The organism is Roseateles amylovorans, from assembly GCF_025398155.2.
Lineage (GTDB): Bacteria > Pseudomonadota > Gammaproteobacteria > Burkholderiales > Burkholderiaceae_C > Roseateles > Roseateles amylovorans.
On the sequence record NZ_CP104562.2, the window covers coordinates 2,614,079 to 2,634,451 of the forward strand.

Here is a 20,373-nt window from a genome sequence, read left to right on the forward strand (position 1 = left end):
GGCTGACATCCTGGGTTCAGGTGGCGGTGCCGAGGCTCAGCCCAGCGATGGAGGAACGGTCGGCTTCGGACATCGCCGCCCGCCTGGGCTCGTCGGCTTCGACGGGCGCCGTGCTCATCGGCGTCCCCAAGGGATCGGCCGCCAGCGCGGGCGTCGACGTGCCGGTCAGCGTCCGGACATCGCCGCGTGCGGAGCCCGCGCTGACCCGGGGGTCGGCCGCCTCCGGATCGTCGGACTCGAAGGCAAAGCCTTCCGCCGGATGCAGCGACCATTCACCTCCTCCGTGCAGTCGCAGCACATGGGTGTGATGCCGCAACACCGCGGGGCGATGCGCAATGCTGACGAGCGTGACACCGTCCTCGCACAGGCGCTGATAGAGCCGGTGCTCATTGCGGCCATCGAGCGCGCTGGTGGCCTCATCCAGGATGACCATCTTGGGACGTCGCACCAGCACGCGGGCAAAGGCCAGACGCTGTTGCTCGCCCATCGAGAGCAGCTTCTCCCAATCCTGCACCGCATCCAGGCCGCCGACCCGATCGACCAGCTCCGGCAGGCTGACCTCGTCCAGGATGCGGCGAAGGGTGTCGTCATCCAGGTCGGTCCGGGTGTCCGGATAGATCATCTGGCTGCGCAGGCTGCCCGGCTGGAGATAAGGGCGCTGCGGGAGGAAGAAGACATCCTCCATCGGTGGATGTTCAATGGTGCCGCTGCCGGTGCGCCACAGGCCGGCAATGGCGCGCAGCAATGAACTCTTGCCGCAACCGCTCACCCCGGTGATGAGCAGGCTTTCGCCCGGCTTGAGCTGGAGGTTGAGCTTGTCGACCAGCAGGCGGTCGAACTGCGGCGTGTAGAGCGTGACCTCACGCAGCGCCAGTTGCTCGGCCGGGCTGCTGGCGATGCGCTCACGTTCGCGTCCGGTGGGCGGCTTGTTGTGCAGCACGGCTTCGGAGAGCGCATGCAGCCGGTCGATGCCCGCCACGAACCGGCTCAGGCTTTCGAAGTTGTCGACGATCAGGGAGACGGCGGTCAGCACCGCAGCGAACGCGCCCGCGGCCTGGACGGCGGCGCCGACCTCCAGTTGTCCCGACAGCACGCTGTCGGCCAGGATCACGCTGGGCACAACCAGGGTCAACTGGCTGAAGCCGCGCTGGAACAGGTTGAGCGAGCGCTGCTTGCGGATGAGCTTGGCATAGTTGTCGTAGACGGCTTCGAAGCGGCCTTCGATCTGGGCGCGCTCCTGCGGTTCGCCGCGGTAGAAGGCGATCGATTCGGCGTTCTCGCGCAGCCGCATCAGACCGAACCGGAAGTCGGCCTCCCGACGCAACTGCCAGAAGTTGAGCTTGATCAGCGGCGAGCCGAAGACATACAGGGCCAGGAAGGTGCCGGTGGTGGCATAGACCGCCAGAAAGGCGACCAGCGGCTTGGACAGCGACCACAGCACCGCACAGAAGGCCACCAGTTGCATGGCCGAGCCCAACATCATCAGCAGGAAATGGGTGGAGCGGCCGGTGAAGGTGTTGAGGTCTTCGCTGATGCGCTGGTCGGGGTTGTCGATGTCGCCGTGCTGGCTGGCGGCGCTGCCGCGGCTGATGTCGTAGTACTTGCGCCCGTCGAGGTAGCCGTCGAGAAACCGACCGGTGAGCCAGCGACGCCAATGGTTGGAGAAGGCGTCCCGCATGTAGTAGTAGAACGCGTAGACCGGGACGGCGAAGGCCAGCACCATCAGGCTGTCCCGCACCGAGAGCCAGAACCGGCCATGGTCGCGCGCGGCCAGTGCGGAGGTCATTTCACCGGTCTTGTCGTTGAGCATCACCGCGAGCTGGGTCTCGCACAGCATCAGCACGACCAGCAAGGTCAGCAAGCCCCAGGCGGCTCGCTTCTTGTCGCCTTGCCAATACGGCTTGGCGAGTTGAAGGAACTGCCGCCATGCGGCGGCGGAGAGTCGCGGCGGCTGTCGCCGGGGGCTGTCTGACTTGCGTTTGAAGGCGTCCCGGGTGCGCGCCAAGGCACGCTGTGCGGCCGCCCGCGCACGGGCGCGGGCGCCGGCTGCGGAGGGCGTGTTCGTTGCGGGCGCCGTGGCCGCGGAGTTGGCGGTGTTGGCTTTTGAGTCGGCAGTCCGGCCGGGGTCAGAAGGCGTGTTGGTAGGGGAGGTGCGAGGCATGAGTTGCCCTAGGGCAGCCGGGATGCCTGACGGTAGCGCGGCGCCCGGAGGCACCGTGTCGGACGCCACCTACAGCGTCTGACGGCGGGCAGCGCATTCTGACGAACGGCGTCTCCTGGGAAGGGCTTCTGATGCGAACAGCGCTTCAAGCGAACAGCGATGCGAGCCGCTGCACAGCGGCATCGGTCAGCGCGCGCACCACCTTGTGGTCGGGGTTGTTGAAGTCCTGCGGATCCTGCGCCTGGACGAGCAAGCCATCGCGCCGGGGCACCACCACCAGGTTGTGGCCGCGGTAGACGAGCAGGTCGGTGACTTCAGGCTGCGGAATCAATCGAGCGGTCTGGCCGCGCACCGGGATCAGCAGCGGATCATTGAACAGCGCCTTCGCGCCGTAGCCCGTGCAGTTCACCAGGGTGCGCTCCGGCAACGTGGCCAGCTCGCGGGCATGCTGGAAGTCCCGTTGAATCCACTCGCCGCCGTCTCGCAGGAAGTCCTCCACCAGCATCCGTTGATAGGGTCGGATGTGAAACACCATCTGGGTGAAGCGCCGGGCATGGGCCACCTTGAACGGGTGCTGATCCGGCCGCAGCGGGCTCGATCTTGGACGCAGGTCTGCAATCAGATCCATCAGGTCGGGATACTCGGGCTCGCCCGGCAGGCCATGGTCGCCCGCACCCGGGGCATCGAACGGCGTGTCGGACAGCACATGACCGTCGCGCCATTCGATGGGGGACCCCGGCGCGCCCAGCAACTGCTGGTAGCTGCGGAACGCGTGGCGAGCCATGGCCTCCCAGCGTCGCTCGAAGGCCGGTGTGGCGGCGGCCAGCGCGCACAGACGTGAGTCGGGCGTCCACATCCCGGTGGCGTGGGTGGAGGCGACCTCGGGCGGGCGTTCGCGGGCGTAGAGGCGCACCCGCAGGCCGGCCTGCTGCGCCACGCGCGCGGTGGTCAGTCCGATCGCGCCGCCGCCGATCACGGCGATGCGACGTTCCCCGGTCGCCTGGATCAGGGGCAGCGCGCCGATGGCGGCCGATCCCCACGACAGCGACCAGCCGCTGCCGCCGTGGCCGTAGTGGTGGACCACGGTTTTGCCGAACAGGCGCTCCGACTCGATGCGCGGCCCTTGCAGCCGGAACGGTCGGGTGCACACGCCGATGTCGATCACGCGATCAACGCTGGCGCGGATGCGGGCGGGAAGCGCGGGTGAGGCGAAGGGCAAGGGGTCCGCTGAGCCGCCGAGCGGCCATGCGGCAGCCCAGGCGCTGGCAGCGCCGATCAGATGACGTCGTTGCATGGCGTGGGACGAGCGCCGGCGAGGCGCCCGGATCAGGAGGGCATCAAGGGGATTTCAGCGAGGCGTCGGCGGGCGTCTGCGGGGCCTCGGCCGGACATCCGCGGCGCATCTGCAGCGCAACCGCAGGCGATGGGCCACACCCGACGCGGCCCCGCCGCGGCCCCCGCGCTCAGGCGGCGGCCAGACGCGACAGCGACTTGCGGATCAGCGACGCATCACGCAGGCGCTGGGCAGAGCCATCGGCATCGAGCAGCACGACGGTCAGCGTCTGACCGCCGCTCTTCATGCGCATCGTCAGGCAGCGGCCGGCCTCGGTGGTGTAGCCGGTCTTGGACAGTTTGATGTCCCAGCCCTTGCCGCCGACCAGGTGGTTGGTGTTGCGCAGCTCCCGGGCGCGGCCATTGATCGCCACGCGGCTGCTCTTGTCGCTGGTGATGCGGGCGATGTCCGGATAGTGCGCTGCGGCCATGGCGATGCGGGCCACTTCGGTGGCGGTCGAGGTGTTGGCGGGCGACAGGCCGGTGGGGTCGACCAGGGTGGTGCGGGTCAGGCCGAGCGCCTGGATCTTCGCCTGCACGGCGGCCTCGAAGGCGGCGGTGCCGCCGGGATAGGCACGGGCCAGGGCGGCGGCGGCGCGGTTTTCCGAGGACATCAGCGCCAGTTCAAGCGCCGCGGCGCGTGTCATCTGGGCGCCGACTGCCACCCGGGAGCGGCTGTGCTTGAGCAGGTCGACATCGGCGGCGTCGATCCGCAACATCGCCTGCGGATCCTGGTGGGCATCCAGGACCACCATCGCGGTCATCAGCTTGGTCAGCGAGGCGATCGGAACAATCGCATCCGGATCCTTGGCCATCATGACCCGACCGCTGTCGTCGACCACCATCACATGCCGCGCATTGACCGGCAGCTTCATCATCTGTGTGCCGGACACGGTCTGGAAGGCCGGTGCGGCGACCGGTGCGGCGGCGGTCACGACGCCGGACTGACGCTGCGGCGAGCGGGCCTGGGTGGGCTCGTCCACGGCGACGGGCGCATGGCTGGCGGCTTGGACCAGCAGGGTCGCGCAGGCCAGCAACAAGGCAGGCAGGGCCAGCTTCCAGCTGGTGGTGTGCGGCGTGGTGATCATCAGTTGCTCGATGCGTTGCAGGAGGTGGCCGCCGCGGGCGGACAGCGCGGGAAAGGGGGGAGGGGCGGACCGGCCGGCGCGGGCGTCCGGATCGGGGCGCCGGACGGATGGGCGGGATGCGGGGGATGCGTTGAACTGCGACAGCGCGGCCAGGGCGGTGGCCACGCGATGACGGTCGCCCTCCAGCGCGTCGGCGGCCAGCGCGTCGGCGACCTGTTCGCGCTCATGCCGCATGCGGGCCGACAGCCACCAGACGGCGGGATGGAAGAACAGCAGCGCTTCGGCCAGGCTCTGCAGCAGATTGACCAGGAAGTCCCATCGCCGCACATGGGCCAGTTCATGGGCCAGGAGGGCGTCGATCAGCGGCGCCGGCAGACCGGTGAGCAGGCTGGCGGGCACCAGCACCAGCGGGCGGAAGGCGCCGACGGTGATCGGGCCGTCCAGCGTCGGCAGCAGGCGCAGCGGCACTGGTCGGTGGATGTGAAGTCGGCGGCGCAGCGCATCCAGCCGCGCCTGCCACTCGGCCGGGGCGGCGGTGGCGCGGCGTCGCAGTCGGGCCACCCACACCAGCCCCAGACCGAGACGCAGGCTCATCAGTCCGACACCGCTGGCCCAGGCGTGGACCAGCAGCGGGAGGTGGTCGACCAGTTCCTTCAGCGGGCGGGGCAGGGCCTCATCGCTGTCGTAGCGCCATTGGCCGGACGGCTGCACCAGCCATAGCCAGTGCAGCAGCGGCAAGGCCAGACAAGCGGCCAGGGCCGCCGCGCAGACGGCGTAGCGCGCCTGAGGGGCGGCACCGCGCAGTGCCCGCAAGCCGACAGCGGCGAGGGCGGCGATCAGCACCACTTGCCAGAGCGCATGCAGCAGCACCCAACCCAGCGCCGCCACGGCGCTGTCCAACCAGATCGCGCCCATCAGGATTTGGCCTCGCGGTCGAGCAGGTCCTGGATCTCCGCCCGCTCCTTGGCATTCACATGACCCTTCAGTGCCGCCATCACCAGCGCCTTGCCGGAGCCGGCAAAGGCCTTGGCGATCAGTTCCTTCAGCAGCCGTGTCTGGAGTCTTTCCTGGGTCTGCACCGGTGCATAGCGCTGCGGGCGCTGGGTTTCATCGCGTTCCAGCAGCCCCTTGCCGTGCATCACTTGCAACTGGCGCAGCACCGTCGCATAGGTGGCGTCCGGTCGTTCGGGCAGCAGGGCCTCGTGGACCTGGCGGGCATCGGCGGGACCGAGGCGCCACAGCACGCGCAGCAGATCGAGTTCGCCCGCCGTAGGGGGTGGCAATCCAGTTTTCGACATGACGCGCAGAATAGGTGTTCTAGAAGAGATTGTCTAGAACAAAATGTCTAGATGGCGGCGATGTCTCTCTCGCTCTCTACTCCCTCTCCCTCTCCCTCTCCCTCTCCCTCTCCCTCTCCCGGGGTGTTCCCAGCGGGGCAGCAACGCGCGAAGCGGCCGGCTGCTGGGGTGTGGCATCCCGGCTTCGCGGGGCCCTCCGTCTGTCTCCTTGGGCGACCCCGGCATCCCCCAAGGCGCCCCTGATATCCTTCTGATGCGGGGGGAGGCACGCCGGGCGCCGGGTCGACCAAGAGCCGACCTATATAATCGCGCTTTACCACCACGGCGTTTTTGGGATCCCATCGGAGTACCCAGGCGCTGCAAGACAATGACCAAGTACGTCTTCGTCACCGGCGGTGTCGTGTCCTCCCTCGGCAAGGGCATCGCATCGGCCTCTCTCGCCGCCTTGCTCGAGTCCCGCGGCCTCAAGGTCACCCTCATCAAGCTGGATCCCTACATCAACGTGGATCCGGGCACGATGTCCCCGTTCCAGCATGGCGAAGTCTTCGTGACCGACGACGGCGCCGAGACGGACCTGGACCTGGGCCACTATGAGCGCTTCATCACCACGCGGATGAAGCGGAGCAACAACTTCACGACCGGACAGATCTACATGTCCGTGCTGGAGAAGGAACGTCGCGGCGACTATCTCGGCAAGACGGTGCAGGTCATCCCGCACATCACCAACGAGATGCAGGAGTTCATCCGTCGCGGTGCCGGTCATGGCACGCCGGATGCGGTGGATGTGGCGATCGTCGAAATCGGCGGTACCGTGGGCGACATCGAGTCGCTGCCCTTCCTGGAAGCCGCTCGGCAGATGAGCCTGAAGCTCGGTCCGACCAATGTCGCCTATGTTCACCTGACCTATGTGCCGTGGATTGCCGCGGCCGGTGAACTCAAGACCAAGCCCACCCAGCACACCGTCCAGAAGCTGCGCGAAATCGGTATCCAGCCCGACGCGCTGCTGTGCCGTGCCGACCGCCGCATCCCGGACGATGAGCGCGAGAAGATCTCGCTGTTCACCAACGTCCCCGAATACGGCGTGATCTCGATGTGGGACGTGAACACCATCTACAAGGTGCCTCGCGTGCTGCATGAGCAGGGTCTGGATCAACTGATCTGCACCAAGCTGCAGCTCAACACCAAGTCGGCCGACCTCAAGCGTTGGGACACCCTGGTCAGCGAGGTCGAGAACCCCAAGACCGAAGTCACGATCGCGATGTGCGGCAAGTACACCGATCTGTCGGACAGCTACAAGTCGCTGAACGAGGCCCTGCGCCACGCCGGCATCCACAACCATGCGCGGGTGAACATCGAGTACGTCGATTCCGAAACGCTGGATGCGGACGGCATTCGCCAGCTCAGCCAGTACGACGCGATTCTGGTGCCGGGCGGTTTCGGCAAGCGCGGCGTGGAAGGCAAGATCCTGGCGGCCCAGTACGCCCGCGAGCACCAGACCCCCTACCTGGGCATCTGCCTGGGCATGCAGGTCGCGACCATCGAATATGCCCGTCACAAGGCTGACCTCGCGGGCGCGAACTCCACCGAGTTCGAACCCGACGCGCAGCACAAGGTGATCGCGCTGATCGACGAGTGGCAGGATGCAGACGGCACCATCCAGAAGCGCGACGAGAAGTCCGATCTGGGCGGCACGATGCGCCTGGGTGCCCAGAGCTCCGACGTCAAGCCGGGCACGCTGGCCTATGAGATCTACGGCCCGGTTGTGACCGAACGCCATCGTCATCGCTACGAGGCCAACGAGCACTATCTGGATCAGCTGCAGCACGCCGGCCTGGTGATCTCCGCGATCACCCAGCGCGAGAAGCTGACCGAGATCGTCGAACTGCCGCGCGAGGTGCACCCCTGGTACATGGGCGTGCAGTTCCACCCGGAGTTCAAGTCCACCCCTTGGGACGGCCACCCGCTCTTCATCGCCTTCATCAAGGCCGCGCTCGAGCACAAGGCCAAGGCCCATCCTGAAGCCAAGGCCGCCTGAGACCGCCTGAGACCGCTGAGACCAACCGACGCCGCGCTTCCTTCCACAGGCCGCGTCAGCGCCCCGCGAACCCGCCCGAGACCTCGCCCATGCCCGCCTTCATCCTGATCGACGTGACCGTGACCGATGCCGCCCAGATGGCGATCTATCGCGAATGGAGCACCAAGGCGATGAAGGAGCATGGGGCGGAGGTGCTGGTGCGTGGCGGCGAGTTCGAGGTGCTGGAAGGCCCGTGGACCCCGGGCCGTCTGGTCGTGCTGAAGTTCGCCGACCGCGAAGCCGCCAAGGGCTTCTATCACTCCGAGACCTACCAACATGCCAAGTCGCTGCGCGAGAACGCCGGCGTCATGCGCATGGTGTTGGTCGACGGTGTGTGATCCGCGCGTCACCTTGATGACGATCGCCTCGACACCGCCCGCCGTGCTGGCCACGTGCGTCCGTGGATCGATTGTTCTGCGCAGGTAACTACAAGCTGGCACCATGCGCGCCGACAAGATTTTTCACTTCTGGAGACTGTTCCCATGAGCGCCATTGTTGATATCGTCGGCCGAGAGATCCTCGACAGCCGCGGCAATCCCACCGTGGAATGCGACGTGCTGCTGGAGTCCGGCGTGATGGGCCGTGCGGCCGTGCCTTCCGGCGCGTCCACCGGCTCGCGTGAAGCGATCGAACTGCGTGACGGCGACAAGTCGCGCTACCTGGGCAAGGGCGTGCTGAAGGCCGTCGAGCACATCAACACCGAGATCTCGGAAGCGGTGCTGGGGCTGGACGCGTCGGAACAGGCCTTCCTGGACAAGACCCTGATCGACCTGGACGGCACCGACAACAAGAGCCGCCTGGGCGCCAATGCGATGCTGGCGGTGTCGATGGCAGTGGCGCGTGCGGCGGCCGAAGAATCCGGCCTGCCGCTGTACCGCTACTTCGGCGGCATGGGTGGGGTGCAACTGCCGGTCCCGATGATGAACGTCATCAACGGCGGCGCGCACGCCAACAACACGCTGGACCTGCAAGAGCTGATGATCATCCCCGTGGGCGCACCGTCGTTCCGCGAGGCCCTGCGTTGGGGTGCCGAGGTTTTCCATGCGCTGAAGAAGATCCTGCACGACAAGGGCATCAGCACCGCCGTCGGCGACGAAGGCGGTTTTGCCCCCAGCGTGGAAAGCCACGAGGCGGCCATCCAGTTGATCCTGGAAGCCATCGACAAGGCCGGCTACACCGCCGGCGAACAGATCGCGCTCGGCCTGGACTGCGCTGCCAGCGAGTTCTACAAGGACGGCAAGTACGTCCTGGAAGGCGAGGGCGGCATCCAGCTGAGCGCTGAGCAGTGGACCGACATGCTGGCCACCTGGGTCGACAAGTACCCGATCATCTCGATCGAGGACGGCATGGCCGAAGGGGACTGGGATGGCTGGAAGCACATCACCGAGAAGCTGGGCGAGAAGGTGCAGCTGGTCGGCGACGACCTGTTTGTCACCAACACCAAGATCCTGAAGGAAGGCATCGACAAGGGCATCGCCAATTCGATCCTGATCAAGATCAACCAGATCGGCACCCTGACCGAGACCTTCGCGGCCATCGAGATGGCCAAGCGCGCTGGCTACACCGCCGTCATCTCGCACCGTTCGGGCGAGACCGAAGACTCGACGATTTCCGACATCGCCGTCGGCTTGAACGCGGGTCAGATCAAGACCGGTTCGCTGTCGCGGTCCGACCGCATGGCCAAGTACAACCAGCTGCTGCGCATCGAGGAAGACCTGGGCGACGTGGCGGTCTATCCTGGCCGTTCGGCGTTCTACAACCTGCGCTGATCGCCCGCAGGGGCCGGCATTCCGGGTGGCGGCGTGTTGCGCCCCTGGACTGCGGCCGGTGTCCCATCCGATCAGGCCGTTGCGGATCAGATTGGATGGGGCCGACAGGGGTCAGTAGGGGTCGGTAGGGTGGCGGCGCGGCGGTCATGACCTGTCATCCGGGGCATTCATCAGCCGTGGTGGCGGCCCCTGATGGCGGACCGTGATGGCCAACACGCCCCACCTGAATGCGGTAGGTGCCGGGCAATGCCTGCCACCGCGCTGCGGCTACACTTCTGGCCGTGAAAGCCCTGGCCATCGTCCTCACAGCCTTCCTTGTCGCCATCCAGGCCCAGCTCTGGTTTGGCAAGGGCGGGCTGGCGCGCGGCGTCCAGTTGCGGGCCGAACTGCGTGAGCAGATGGAGGCCAACGAGAAGGCGCGGGCCCGCAACGCACAATTGCAGGCCGAACTGCTGGACCTTCGCGAAGGCCTGGAGATGGTCGAGGAAAAGGCCCGGCTCGAACTGGGCATGGTCAAGCCGGACGAAGTCTTCGTTCCGCTGCGTCGCTGAGTCGCCTCGGCGGTGTCTGTTCCGATCGACTCGATCTTGGTCCGTCCGCTGCCGTTGCGCCGATGTGTCGATCTGCCGACCTGCCGACCTGCCGACTTGCCGACTTGCCGACTTGCGGGCTCCGCGAGTCTTGGAGTTCAGGATTCGTCGAGCTCCCGAGGCTCCGGGTTGCCGGGTCTCGGTGTTCCCGAATTCCCGAGGCGGGCCTCGTCGTCAGCCTGGCGGGCTAGCCTTGCGCCATTGAACCCCTGAGTGATCCATGGATGCTCTGCCGTCGCTTCAGTCCCTCGTGTCGTTGATGCTCGCTCCGGCGTTCACCGCCCTGGGCAGTCCCATCAGTTGGCTGGAACTGGTCGCCTTCGTCCTGGCCATCTGGATGGTCGTGTGCAACATGCGGGTTCAAGTGCTGGCCTGGCCGCTGGCGCTGAGCAGTTCGCTGCTGTACTTCCTCCTGTTCTGGAGCGGCAAGCTCTATGGCGAGGCCTCGTTGCAATTGTTGTTCGCCGCCTTGTCGCTCTGGGGCTGGTGGCAATGGTTGCGCGGCCGGACGGCGGATGGTCAGGCGCTGCGTGTTCGCACACTGGGGCCCCGAGGCCGTTGGGCCGCCTTGCTGGTCACCTTGGCGGCCTGGCCGTTGTTGGGGCTCTTCCTTCAACACCGCACGGATTCGCCGCTGCCCTATTGGGATGCCTTGCCCACCGTGGCCAGCATCACTGGGCAATGGTTGCTGGGTCGCAAGTACCAGGAAAACTGGCCCGTCTGGGTGCTGGTGAATCTGGTCAGCATTGCCCTGTTTGCGCTCAAGGGCTACTGGCTGACGGTGGTGCTGTATGCGGTCTTCGTACCGATGTCGGTGGCGGGTTGGCGTGCGTGGCAACGTCAGCTGGGCGCGCCGGTGCCGGCCTGACCCGCGACCGCCAGGTTCGACATGGCGCTTCACATCGCGCTCCTCGGGGCCGAGAGCACCGGCAAGAGTCAGCTCGGTCAGGACCTGCTGCGCCATCTGTGCGATCAGACCCGGCTGCGATGTGCCCTGGTCCCGGAGTTCCTGCGTGAGTGGTGCGACCGGGAGGGCCGCACGCCACGCCCGGACGAGCAGATGGCCATCGCCCAGGAGCAGCATCGTCGCGCCGACGTCGCTGCGCAGGCCCATGACCTCGTGCTGCACGACACCACGCCGCTGATGACCGCCATCTACAGCGACCTGCTGTTTCAGGATGACAGTCTCTATCCGTTCGCACTGCGCGTGCAGGCCGGCATGGATGCGACCTTGCTCATGGCGCTGGACCTCCCCTGGGTGGCCGATGGCCTGCAGCGGGATGGCCCGCAGGTGCGCGGCCCGGTCGATCAGGCGATCCGGCGCGCGCTCCGCGGTTCAGGGCTGGGCTACAGCCTGGTGGCCGGAGAGGGTGGGGCGCGCTTGGCGCAAGCCTTGAACGCGCTGGGACCGCTGCTGCGTCCTCATCTCGGTCGAGAAGACGGTCTGTTCGGTCGACTGCTTCAGCGCGGCGAGCGCCTGGGGGGCGATTGGCGCTGCGACAACTGCGACGACCCGGACTGCGAACACGCGAGCCGTCAAACACGGCTTTGAACCTGTCGGCGAGGCACAATCCGCCGTCCCCGATCGCAGAGGTTTGCAGGACCTCGGAGTGCCCTCATGAATCGACTGGTTCCGCGTCATTTCCTTCTGCTGCTGAGCAGCGCCGTGCTCGCCGCGTGCGCCAGCATGACGGCACCGCCAGACGCTCCGCCGAGCGCCCCCGCCCCGTCTGCGTTGAAGTCGACGTCGACGGTGAACGCGGCCACGGTGGCGGTGAAGGTGCTGGCGATCAACGATTTCCACGGTAATCTGATGCCGCCAGCCGGTGGCATCAAGCTTCGCGATCCGCAAACCGGGGAGACCTTGACGTTGGGCGCGGGCGGCGCGGAGCGCATGGCGACTGTCGTCCAGGCATTGAAGGCGAAGAACCCCAACCATGTCTTCGTCGCTGCAGGCGATCTCGTGGGTGCCAGCCCGCTGCTGTCGGCACTGTTCCATGACGAGCCCACGATCGAATCCCTGGGACTGATGGGTCTGGATCTGTCGGCCGTCGGCAATCATGAATTCGATCAGGGACTGACGGAGCTGCTGCGCAAGCAGAACGGCGGTTGTCATCTCAAGGATGGTTGCAAGGGGCCGACCCCGTTCACCGGCGCGCGTTACCAGTACCTGGCGGCCAGCACGATCGACACCGCGACCGGGCGCCCGGTACTGCCCGCCTACAGCATCAAGCGGTTTGATGGCGTGCCTGTCGGCTTCATCGGCCTGACCCTGAAAGACACGCCCAATCTGGTCAGCCCGACCGGCGTGGCCGGACTCCGTTTCGACGACGAGGCCCAGACCGTCAATCGCCTGGTCCCCGAACTCCAGCGACAGGGCGTGCACACCGTCGTGGTGCTGATCCATGAAGGCGGCGTTCCGACTGGCAGCTACAACGAATGCCCGGGGATCTCGGGTCCGATTGTGGACATCGTCAAGCAACTGGATCCCAGCGTGGGGCTGGTCGTCTCCGGACACACCCACCGTGCCTACAACTGTCGGATAGACGGTCGGTTGGTCACCAGCGGCGACAAGTACGGCACGCTGGTCAGTGAGATCGATCTGCAGATCGATCGCCGGTCCGGCCGGCTGGTCGAAGCACGGGCTGAGAACCTGGTCGTTCGCCCCGAGATTGCCAAGGATCCCGCCCAGACGGCATTGATCGCGTCCTATCAGCGCCTGGCCAATCCGTTGATCGAGCGACCGGTGGGGTTCCTCGCCCGCCCGCTCAGCAAGGAGGATGGTGACCGGGACAAGGGCGGCGGCACCACCATGGGCCAACTCGTGGCCGATGCGATGCTGGCCTCCACGGCGGCGAGTTCGGCCGGCGGCGCGCAATTGGCGTTGACCAACATCGGCGGGGTTCGTACCGGATTGATCCGACGCGACGACGGCCGCGTCACCTTCGGCGACCTGTTTGCCGCACTGCCGTTCTCCAATGCGCTGGTGGTGATGGAGTACACCGGCGCGCAATTGCGTGAGGTGCTCGAGCAGCAATGGCAGGTGAACGACAGCCGCTTCCTGCCGCTGCAGGTGTCTCAGGGCTTCAGCTATCGCTGGGACAAGCGTCGTCCGGCGGGTCAGCGCATCCTGCCGGACAGCCTGATGCTCAACGGCCAGCCGATCACCTCGGATCAGAAATTGCGAGTGACCATCAACGCCTTCCTGCAAGCCGGTGGCGACGGCTTCACCACCCTCACCAAGGGCCGACTGGTGCAGACCGGGCCGATGGACGTGGACGCCCTGGAAACCTATTTCAAGTTGCAGGGCACGACGCCCGTTCAGCCCAGCTTGCTGACGCGCTCGGTGCGCATCGACGATTGACGCATCAGGCCGTGTGCGCCTTGGCGCGCATGGCTGCCATCAATTCGAGCACCAGCGCCGCGGTGTCGTCCGGGCGTTCGAACGGGTAGAGATGGGTGCCCTCAAACCAGCGGAAGAGGTCCTTCGCCAACGCCTTTGATGCGCCAGCACCGGCCTGGCGCAGTTCTTCGGACTGCGTGCCTGCGATGAAGGCCACAGGGCATTTCGGTGCGTGGCGTTTGAGGATGCGTGGCAGGTTGTGGGGCAGGGTGTTGTAGATGCGGGTCTCGATTTCGCGTTGAAAGCCCAGTTGGATGCGACCGTCCGCCTGCTCATCGAATCCGCTGGCGACATAGTCCTGCAGCACCCGTGGATCCCAGCGGGCGAACTTCCCCTTCGTCGCGAAATGGGTGTGGACGTCCTCACGCGTCGGCCATTCATGGCGGCGTTGCCGAGAGATCTTTCCCGGCGACACGCGGTGGATCAGCCCCGCGGCTTTCACCACCTGCAGACTGTGCGACCGCCAGCCGTCCACGACCGGCGAATCCAGCATCACCAGACCCTGCGCCAGCGCCGGTTTTCGGCAGGCCGCCAGCAGCGACAACAGGCCGCCCAGCGAGTGGCCGACCAGCATCACCGGACCTTGCGGTCGCACCTCGTCCTGAATGAAGCCCAGCAGTTCGTCCCGCAGGTGCGGCCAGTTGCTGGTGACCGGATAGCGCGGATCGTGTCCGATGCGCGGCAACGCATGCACCTGCCAGCCTGCCGCTTCCCAGGTCTCGAACAGCACCCGATAGCAGCCGGACGGGAAGCCATTGGCGTGGGAGAAGACCAGGGTCTTCGGTCCGTCAGGCTGAGAGGGGGGCATCGCGTGGGTCGCTGGGCTCATGGAAGGGGCGTCAGGTGCGTGGCGATGATCGTGGATTGGCGGCGGTGCAGTGGCCAGGCGGTGGTTAAAGCCGTCCCGAAGCCAAGGACTTCAACTGATAGAGCGCGGCGAGCGCCTCTCTCGGGCTGAGCGCGTCGGGATCGAGATCGCGCAGCGCGTCCAGCAGCGGGGAGGGCTCATCCGCCGCCAGGGCACCCGGGGCAGGCTCTGGCGGTGCGGCGAACAAGTCGATCTGGCTCTCGTCTTCGCTGGCGCGGGCTTCGAGGGCTTCCAGCGCCGCACGCGCCTGACGGACCACCGGGGCGGGCATGCCGGCCAGCCGGGCCACCTGCACGCCGTAGCTCCGGCTGGCGGGCCCGGGTTGAATCTCGTGCAGGAAGACGATGTCCTCGCCGCTTTCCACCGCCGACACATGCATGTTGATCGCCTGCGTGTGCTTGGCCGGGAACTCGGTCAACTCGAAATAGTGGGTGGCGAACAGCGTGAACGCGCGGCATTTGTCGTGCAGATGGGTCGCGATCGCGCCGGCCAATGCCAGACCATCGAAGGTCGAGGTCCCGCGGCCGATCTCGTCCATCAGCACCAGCGACTGTTCCGTGGCGCTGTGCAGGATGGCCGCTGCCTCGGTCATCTCCAGCATGAAGGTCGACTGGGCGTTGGCGAGGTCGTCCGCCGCGCCGATGCGGGTGTGGATCGCATCGATCGGTCCGAGCCGGCAGGCCGCTGCGGGCACATAGGCGCCGATGGATGCCAGCAGGGCGATCAGGGCCACCTGCCGCATGAAGGTGCTCTTGCCGCCCATGTTGGGGCCGGTGATCACCAGCAGTTTGGTGCGGGCGTCGAGTCGGCAGTCGTTGGCCATGAACTCGCCGCTGCCGGTTTCCCGCAGGCGGGATTCGACCACCGGGTGGCGGCCGGCCTGGATGTCGATACAGGGGTGGGTCACGAACTCGGGCCGGCACCAGTTCAGGGTTGCGGCACGTTCAGCCATGGCGGCCAGCAGGTCCAGGGTGGCCAGGGAGCGCGCCAGTCGGCCCAGGGCAGGGAGCTCCTCGCCCAGTTGGTCGATGACCAGCTCATAAAGCAGCTTCTCACGCGCCATCGCGCGTTCCTGCGCCGACAGGGCCTTGTCTTCGAAGGTCTTGAGCTCGGGCGTGATGAAGCGTTCGGCGTTCTTGAGTGTCTGGCGGCGCTGATAGTCGAGCGGCACCTTGTCGAGGCCGCTGGTGGTGACTTCGATGTAGAAGCCATGCACCTTGTTGTACTGCACGCGCAGGTTGGTGATGCCGGTGCGAGCCCGTTCGCGGGTCTCGAGATCCAGCAGGAAGTCGTCGCAGTTGGTCTGGATGCTTCGCAGCTCGTCGAGTTGTTCGTCGAAGCCGGTGGCGATCACATTGCCTTCGCGCAACAACGCGGCGGGCTCTTCGGCAATGGCGCGGGTCAGCAATTCGGCCAAATGAGGGGATGCGCCGAGGCCGACGGCCAACTCATCCAGCAGGGCGGAGCCGGCGGGCACCGTCTGGGCAAGTTCGGGCAGGATCTGCAGGGTGGCGCGAAGGCCCGCCAGTTCCCGCGGTCGGACTTGCCGCAGCGCGATGCGCGCGGAGATGCGTTCGACGTCAGATACCTGGCGCAAGGCTTCGCGCAGTGGATCGAAGCCGGTGGCCAGCAGTTCGGCGATCGCATCCTGCCGAGCGCGGGCGATCGTGCGGTCGCGCGGCGGGTTCAGCAGGCAGTGACGCAGCGCGCGGCTGCCCATGCCGGTGCGGCAGGTGTCCAGCAAGGACAGCAGCGTGGGCGAGGTCTCGCCGCGCAGGGTCTGGGTGAGTTCCAGGTTGCGCTGGCTGGCGGGCGGAAGATCCAGCAGATCGGTCGCGCGCTGGACCTGCAGGCGCTTCACATGCGAGAGCGCACGGCCCTGGGTGTGTTCTGCAAAGGACAGCAGCGCCGCAGCGGCCGCATGCGCCGTTGGCAGATCCTGCGCATTGAAGCCCTGAAGGCTCGCGACACCGAGTTGCTCGCACAACTTGCGTTGGCCGAGGCTGGTGTCGAACTGCCAACTGGGGCGGTTGGTGATGGGCAGCCGCGCGGCGAGTACGGCGGCGGGGTGGCGCTCGCGGTCCACCAGCACTTCGGCAGGAGCGAGGCGGGCCAGCCAGGAGGCCAGTTCACGTTCTCCGCATTGCGCCAGGCCCAGTTCGCCTTGGGTCAATGAGAGCCAGGCCAGGCCGAAGGTCTTGCCCTGCGTGGCGACGGACAGCAGGATGGCGTCCTGCTTGTCGGCGAGCAACTCAGCATCGGTGACGGTGCCGGGCGTGACCACCCGGACCACTTTGCGCTCGACCGGCCCTTTGGTGGCGCCGACTTCGCCGATCTGTTCGGCGATGGCCACGGGCTCGCCCAGTTTGATCAGCTTGGCGAGATAGGCGTCCAGGGCATGCACGGGAACGCCAGCCATGACGACCGGCGCGCCGCCACTTTGGCCTCGCGTGGTGAGGGTGACGTCCAGCAACTGATTCGCTTTGCGGGCGTCGTCGTAGAACACCTCATAGAAGTCGCCCATCCGGTAGAAGACGAGGGTCTCCGGATACTCCGACTTGATGCGCAGGTACTGCTGCATCATCGGTGTGTGCTGGCTGAAATCGTCGGTCGCGGGACTGCTCATCGGGCGTCTGGAAATGAACAAAGCCCTCTGACCGAGGGCTTGGGGGGTCTGGAGGCGACAGTGTAGGGCAGAGGGGGCGGCTCAAGGTCCGTCCAACGCCCCCCTTCGGAGTGCCCGCTTTTGCGCGATTGAGGTGAGCCGCCTGCGGGACTAGTCTGAACCCCTGTGTTTCACCCCTTGACGGAGAGCAGGACATGACGACCGCAGACATCACGATGAAGGGCGCGACCGCCGCCGCGTTCTTGACACCCTCACCCCTGCCGGAGAGGTCCACCGGTGGGCAGCGCCCGGCAGAGCCCATGAGCGAGCCGGCGGCCCACGAGGCCCGGCCCGCAGTGTCTCATTGGGACCATGCCGACGAGCGTCGAAACGATCGACCACACGATCGACCGCACGATCGACCAAGCGATCGCCTGCATGAGCGCCCGCATGAGCGCGCCCACGAACTTCCGCAGGAACCTTCACAAGAATGGCTGCACGAACGTCCCGATGGCCAGCGTCATGGACAACGTCAAGACAGCCCTTCGCGCTCGCGGAATGAGCGTTCGTTCCACCCCATTGGGCGAGAAGAGCACGACGCAAAGCTGGGCGCCCTCCGCCAAGAGGTGCGCGCGGAGGTCAAGCTGCTGCAACTGCAGCTGGAAGGCGTGTCCCGCCGAATCGACGCGCTCGCCAAGCAAGTGGAGGATCTGGCCCTGCGCGTGGGCAATCTCCGCTGGTGGTGGGTGGTTCCGGTGTTGACCGTGGTCACCGGGGTGTATGGGGCGGTGTGGGCGGTGCAACAGACCACCATCCAATCGGTCCGTGCGGGCAGTGTCTATCAACAGCATCAGCATGAGCTGACCGAACAATTCCGCCAACTGAATCAGCGTCTGGACGTGCTGGGCGCGCCTCGATTGGATGCCAGCGCGCCCTTGGCAGCGGGGGGTGTGGCGGCGCCGCCCTCCAATGCCTCGAGCCGCGTGCGGGAATCGTCGCCCAGGACGACGGAGGAGGCGCCCTGAGCCATGACCTGCGAGAGGCGGGTGAACCGCACCGCTGCGAGGCATGAAAAAGCCCCGCTCGAGGGCGGGGCTGATCGTGAGGTTCGCTCACAGGCCGGTCCTGAGGGGCGACGTTCAGCCCTCGCTGTCCTCGGTCTTCTTGATCCGGACAGGTCCGCGCTTTTTCTGGGCGGCTTCAGCCACCGCATCGGCGGCAGTCGCGGCTGCCGGCTTGGCGGATGTGGCGCTGGCGTTGGGCGATCCCTCGCCTTGCGCATCGGCCTCCAGGTCTTCCGCCTTGATCACGCGGGTGTACGGGGTGAGCGTCTGCACCAATTGGCCGTAGATCTTCGGGCTGCCCGCCACGATTTCGCGCTGGAACAGGAAGTCCGATTCACCGGTGAAGTTGCCGACCAGACCACCTGCCTCGGTGATGATCAGCGAACCAGCGGCCACGTCCCAGGGGTTGAGGCCGGTTTCGAAGAAGGCGTCGTAGTAGCCGGCGGCCACGTAGCAGAGGTCCAGGGCGGCAGCGCCAGGGCGGCGCAGGCCGGCGCACTGGGTCATGACCTCCTCGAACATCTTCATGTAGCGCTTGAAGTTGTCGCCGCGGCGGAAGGGGAAGCCGGTGCCGATCAGCGCGTCGCTCATGCGGGTGCGCTTGGACACGCGCAGGCGCTTGTCGTTGAGGTAGGCGCCGCGGCCCTTGGTGGCGTAGAAGAGGTCGTTGCGGGTCGGGTCGTAGACGACGGCCTGTTGCACCACGTTGCGGTGTGCCAGGGCGATCGACACGCAATAGACCGGGAGGCCGTGGATGAAATTGGTGGTGCCGTCCAGCGGATCGATGATCCATTGGTATTCGGAATGACGGGCGCCGTGGGTGCGGCCGGACTCTTCGGCGAGGATGCCGTGGTCAGGGTAGGCCTGCAGCAGGGTTTCGATGATGGCCGCTTCTGCGGCCTGGTCCACCTCGGTCACAAAGTCATTGGGCGACTTGGTGTTGATCTTCAGGATGTCCAGATCCATCGACGCGCGGTTGATGATGGCGCCGGCGGTTCGCGCCGCCTTGATGGCGACGTTGAGCATGGGATGAAGGGCAACTTGCGTCATGCGGGACGATTCCTGTGCTGGAGATGGACTGGCGAAGGGAAAGAGCAACGCGCCACAAAGGGCGTGAGCCCATCGTCGGCGCGGATAATGCGCGATTTTGGCACAGAGTCGTGGTTTCCCCTATGCCCCCATCCTCCGCCGATCCCGGCGCACCCGCTCCGGCGTTGGATCCGACACGTTTCGTGCTGATCGAGACCAGCCATCCCGGCAATGTCGGCTCGACCGCCCGTGCGATGAAGGTCATGGGCTTTCGCGATCTGGTGCTGGTCAGGCCCCGCTTCGCCGATGTGCTGAGCCAGGAAGACACCGTCGCCATGGCCAGCGGTGCGGCCGACATCCTGGCGCGCGCCCGCATCGTCGATCGGCTGGAGGATGCGCTGGACGGCTGCACCTTCGTGTGCGCCACCGCCATGACTCCGCGCGATTTCGGGCCGCCGACCCGCATGCCACGTGAACTCTTCGCCGAGCTGGCGGGGGGCGCTGCGCCGGGTGCTGCGAGAACCACGCCGCAGGTGGCGTTTGTGTTCGGCTCCGAACGGTATGGGATGAGCAACGAGGACGTCTATCGCGCCCATGCGGTGCTGTCCATCCCGACGCATCCGGACTACGGCTCGCTCAATCTGGCGCAGGCCGTTCAACTGCTGGCGTACGACTGGCGGCAGGCACTCGGCGGGTTCCCCGTCCAGGCCCGGACCGCCGACCCGCAATGGGCCGATGCACAGTCGGTTCAAGGTCTGCTGCAGCATCTGGAGCGCAGCCTGATTCATCTCGGCTACCTGGATCCGGCGTCGCCCAAGAAATTGATGCCACGACTGAATCAGCTCTTCAATCGGGCCGGCCTCACGCAGGAGGAGGTCCATATCCTGCGCGGGATCGCGCGTGCCATCGAGAAAACCGGGCCCGCTGACCGCTGAGCGCTGAGCGCTGAGCGCCGTTGCCCGAGAGCGTTTGAGGGCTCCAGCAGCGCACGCAGCGCCTGACGACCGCAGCAGCGCATGACGCGTCCGACGACCGCAGCACCGCATGAGGTGCCTGACGACCGTCGCAGCGCAGGAATCGCCTGTCGCAGGG

At 66.5% G+C, this 20,373-nt stretch carries 16 protein-coding genes; 9 read left to right on the plus strand and 7 right to left on the minus strand.

Features of this window, described 5'->3' with window-relative positions; translation table 11 throughout:
• Positions 1 to 16: 16 nt before the first annotated feature.
• The 4 genes from N4261_RS11055 to N4261_RS11070 form a co-directional block, all read right to left on the minus strand.
• A complete protein-coding gene (locus tag N4261_RS11055) occupies positions 17 to 2,161 on the minus strand; it encodes an ABC transporter ATP-binding protein/permease (protein WP_261760194.1) in 2,145 nt (714 codons plus the stop codon).
• A 145-nt stretch (positions 2,162 to 2,306) separates the two neighbouring features.
• Positions 2,307 to 3,455: an NAD(P)/FAD-dependent oxidoreductase gene (locus N4261_RS11060; RefSeq protein ID WP_261760195.1), complete on the minus strand. Its 1,149-nt coding sequence runs from the start codon at positions 3,453 to 3,455 to the stop codon at positions 2,307 to 2,309.
• Between the two features lie 169 nt (positions 3,456 to 3,624).
• Entirely contained in the window at positions 3,625 to 5,496 is a 1,872-nt protein-coding gene (locus N4261_RS11065; protein ID WP_261760196.1) for a M56 family metallopeptidase, read from the minus strand.
• Positions 5,496 to 5,879: a BlaI/MecI/CopY family transcriptional regulator gene (locus tag N4261_RS11070; protein WP_261760197.1), complete on the minus strand. Its 384-nt coding sequence runs from the start codon at positions 5,877 to 5,879 to the stop codon at positions 5,496 to 5,498. Before N4261_RS11070 ends, N4261_RS11065 begins: the two co-directional genes overlap by 1 nt.
• Before the next feature lie 367 nt (positions 5,880 to 6,246).
• Between N4261_RS11070 and pyrG the strand changes: the two genes are divergently transcribed.
• From pyrG to N4261_RS11105, 7 genes are all read left to right on the plus strand, one after another.
• On the plus strand, positions 6,247 to 7,914 hold the full coding sequence (gene pyrG / locus N4261_RS11075) for a CTP synthase (protein WP_261760198.1): 1,668 nt from the start codon (positions 6,247 to 6,249) through the stop codon (positions 7,912 to 7,914).
• Positions 7,915 to 8,003: 89 nt separating this feature from the next.
• Positions 8,004 to 8,291 (plus strand): DUF1330 domain-containing protein, encoded by a 288-nt coding sequence (locus N4261_RS11080; protein ID WP_261760199.1) that lies wholly within the window; start codon positions 8,004 to 8,006, stop codon positions 8,289 to 8,291.
• Between the two features lie 144 nt (positions 8,292 to 8,435).
• Positions 8,436 to 9,722 (plus strand): phosphopyruvate hydratase, encoded by a 1,287-nt coding sequence (gene eno / locus N4261_RS11085; RefSeq protein ID WP_261760200.1) that lies wholly within the window; start codon positions 8,436 to 8,438, stop codon positions 9,720 to 9,722.
• Between the two features lie 281 nt (positions 9,723 to 10,003).
• Positions 10,004 to 10,273 (plus strand): cell division protein FtsB, encoded by a 270-nt coding sequence (gene ftsB, locus N4261_RS11090; protein ID WP_261760201.1) that lies wholly within the window; start codon positions 10,004 to 10,006, stop codon positions 10,271 to 10,273.
• Between the two features lie 259 nt (positions 10,274 to 10,532).
• The gene (pnuC, locus tag N4261_RS11095) at positions 10,533 to 11,180 is read left to right on the plus strand and encodes a nicotinamide riboside transporter PnuC (protein WP_261760202.1); all 648 of its coding nucleotides are present in this window, start codon (positions 10,533 to 10,535) and stop codon (positions 11,178 to 11,180) included.
• A 21-nt stretch (positions 11,181 to 11,201) separates the two neighbouring features.
• On the plus strand, positions 11,202 to 11,864 hold the full coding sequence (locus N4261_RS11100) for an ATP-binding protein (protein ID WP_261760203.1): 663 nt from the start codon (positions 11,202 to 11,204) through the stop codon (positions 11,862 to 11,864).
• A 66-nt stretch (positions 11,865 to 11,930) separates the two neighbouring features.
• Positions 11,931 to 13,676 carry a bifunctional metallophosphatase/5'-nucleotidase gene (locus N4261_RS11105; protein WP_261760204.1) on the plus strand — a complete coding sequence of 582 codons (1,746 nt, stop codon included), beginning with the start codon at positions 11,931 to 11,933 and terminating at the stop codon, positions 13,674 to 13,676.
• Between the two features lie 4 nt (positions 13,677 to 13,680).
• Here the strand turns inward: N4261_RS11105 and N4261_RS11110 are convergent, their stop codons facing one another.
• Together N4261_RS11110 and mutS are read right to left on the minus strand one after the other, a co-directional pair.
• The gene (locus N4261_RS11110; protein ID WP_261760205.1) at positions 13,681 to 14,544 is read right to left on the minus strand and encodes an alpha/beta fold hydrolase; all 864 of its coding nucleotides are present in this window, start codon (positions 14,542 to 14,544) and stop codon (positions 13,681 to 13,683) included.
• A gap of 64 nt (positions 14,545 to 14,608) precedes the next feature.
• Positions 14,609 to 17,209, minus strand: coding sequence for a DNA mismatch repair protein MutS (gene mutS / locus N4261_RS11115; protein ID WP_261760206.1), 2,601 nt, complete (start codon positions 17,207 to 17,209; stop codon positions 14,609 to 14,611).
• A 605-nt stretch (positions 17,210 to 17,814) separates the two neighbouring features.
• On the opposite strand from mutS, the gene N4261_RS11120 reads away from it, so the two are divergent.
• Positions 17,815 to 18,213 (plus strand): hypothetical protein, encoded by a 399-nt coding sequence (locus N4261_RS11120; protein WP_261760207.1) that lies wholly within the window; start codon positions 17,815 to 17,817, stop codon positions 18,211 to 18,213.
• 114 nt (positions 18,214 to 18,327) lie between these two features.
• Here N4261_RS11120 and N4261_RS11125 read toward each other — a convergent pair whose 3' ends face one another.
• Entirely contained in the window at positions 18,328 to 19,302 is a 975-nt protein-coding gene (locus N4261_RS11125) for an inositol monophosphatase family protein (RefSeq protein ID WP_261760208.1), read from the minus strand.
• Positions 19,303 to 19,424: 122 nt separating this feature from the next.
• Here N4261_RS11125 and N4261_RS11130 point away from each other — a divergent pair, with 122 nt between their 5' ends.
• The gene (locus N4261_RS11130; RefSeq protein ID WP_261760209.1) at positions 19,425 to 20,216 is read left to right on the plus strand and encodes an RNA methyltransferase; all 792 of its coding nucleotides are present in this window, start codon (positions 19,425 to 19,427) and stop codon (positions 20,214 to 20,216) included.
• Positions 20,217 to 20,373 lie beyond the last annotated feature (157 nt).

What these genes read in the sequence shown, in the direction of transcription:
- N4261_RS11055 (WP_261760194.1), bottom strand. Translation starts at nt 2,161, where the DNA reads ATGCCTCGCACCTCCCCTACCAACACGCCTTCTGACCCCGGCCGGACT.
- N4261_RS11060 (WP_261760195.1), bottom strand. Translation starts at nt 3,455, where the DNA reads ATGCAACGACGTCATCTGATCGGCGCTGCCAGCGCCTGGGCTGCCGCA.
- N4261_RS11065 (WP_261760196.1), bottom strand. Translation starts at nt 5,496, where the DNA reads ATGGGCGCGATCTGGTTGGACAGCGCCGTGGCGGCGCTGGGTTGGGTG.
- N4261_RS11070 (WP_261760197.1), bottom strand. Translation starts at nt 5,879, where the DNA reads ATGTCGAAAACTGGATTGCCACCCCCTACGGCGGGCGAACTCGATCTG.
- pyrG (WP_261760198.1), top strand. Translation starts at nt 6,247, where the DNA reads ATGACCAAGTACGTCTTCGTCACCGGCGGTGTCGTGTCCTCCCTCGGC.
- N4261_RS11080 (WP_261760199.1), top strand. Translation starts at nt 8,004, where the DNA reads ATGCCCGCCTTCATCCTGATCGACGTGACCGTGACCGATGCCGCCCAG.
- eno (WP_261760200.1), top strand. Translation starts at nt 8,436, where the DNA reads ATGAGCGCCATTGTTGATATCGTCGGCCGAGAGATCCTCGACAGCCGC.
- pnuC (WP_261760202.1), top strand. Translation starts at nt 10,533, where the DNA reads ATGGATGCTCTGCCGTCGCTTCAGTCCCTCGTGTCGTTGATGCTCGCT.
- N4261_RS11100 (WP_261760203.1), top strand. Translation starts at nt 11,202, where the DNA reads ATGGCGCTTCACATCGCGCTCCTCGGGGCCGAGAGCACCGGCAAGAGT.
- N4261_RS11105 (WP_261760204.1), top strand. Translation starts at nt 11,931, where the DNA reads ATGAATCGACTGGTTCCGCGTCATTTCCTTCTGCTGCTGAGCAGCGCC.
- N4261_RS11110 (WP_261760205.1), bottom strand. Translation starts at nt 14,544, where the DNA reads ATGAGCCCAGCGACCCACGCGATGCCCCCCTCTCAGCCTGACGGACCG.
- mutS (WP_261760206.1), bottom strand. Translation starts at nt 17,209, where the DNA reads ATGAGCAGTCCCGCGACCGACGATTTCAGCCAGCACACACCGATGATG.
- N4261_RS11125 (WP_261760208.1), bottom strand. Translation starts at nt 19,302, where the DNA reads ATGACGCAAGTTGCCCTTCATCCCATGCTCAACGTCGCCATCAAGGCG.
- N4261_RS11130 (WP_261760209.1), top strand. Translation starts at nt 19,425, where the DNA reads ATGCCCCCATCCTCCGCCGATCCCGGCGCACCCGCTCCGGCGTTGGAT.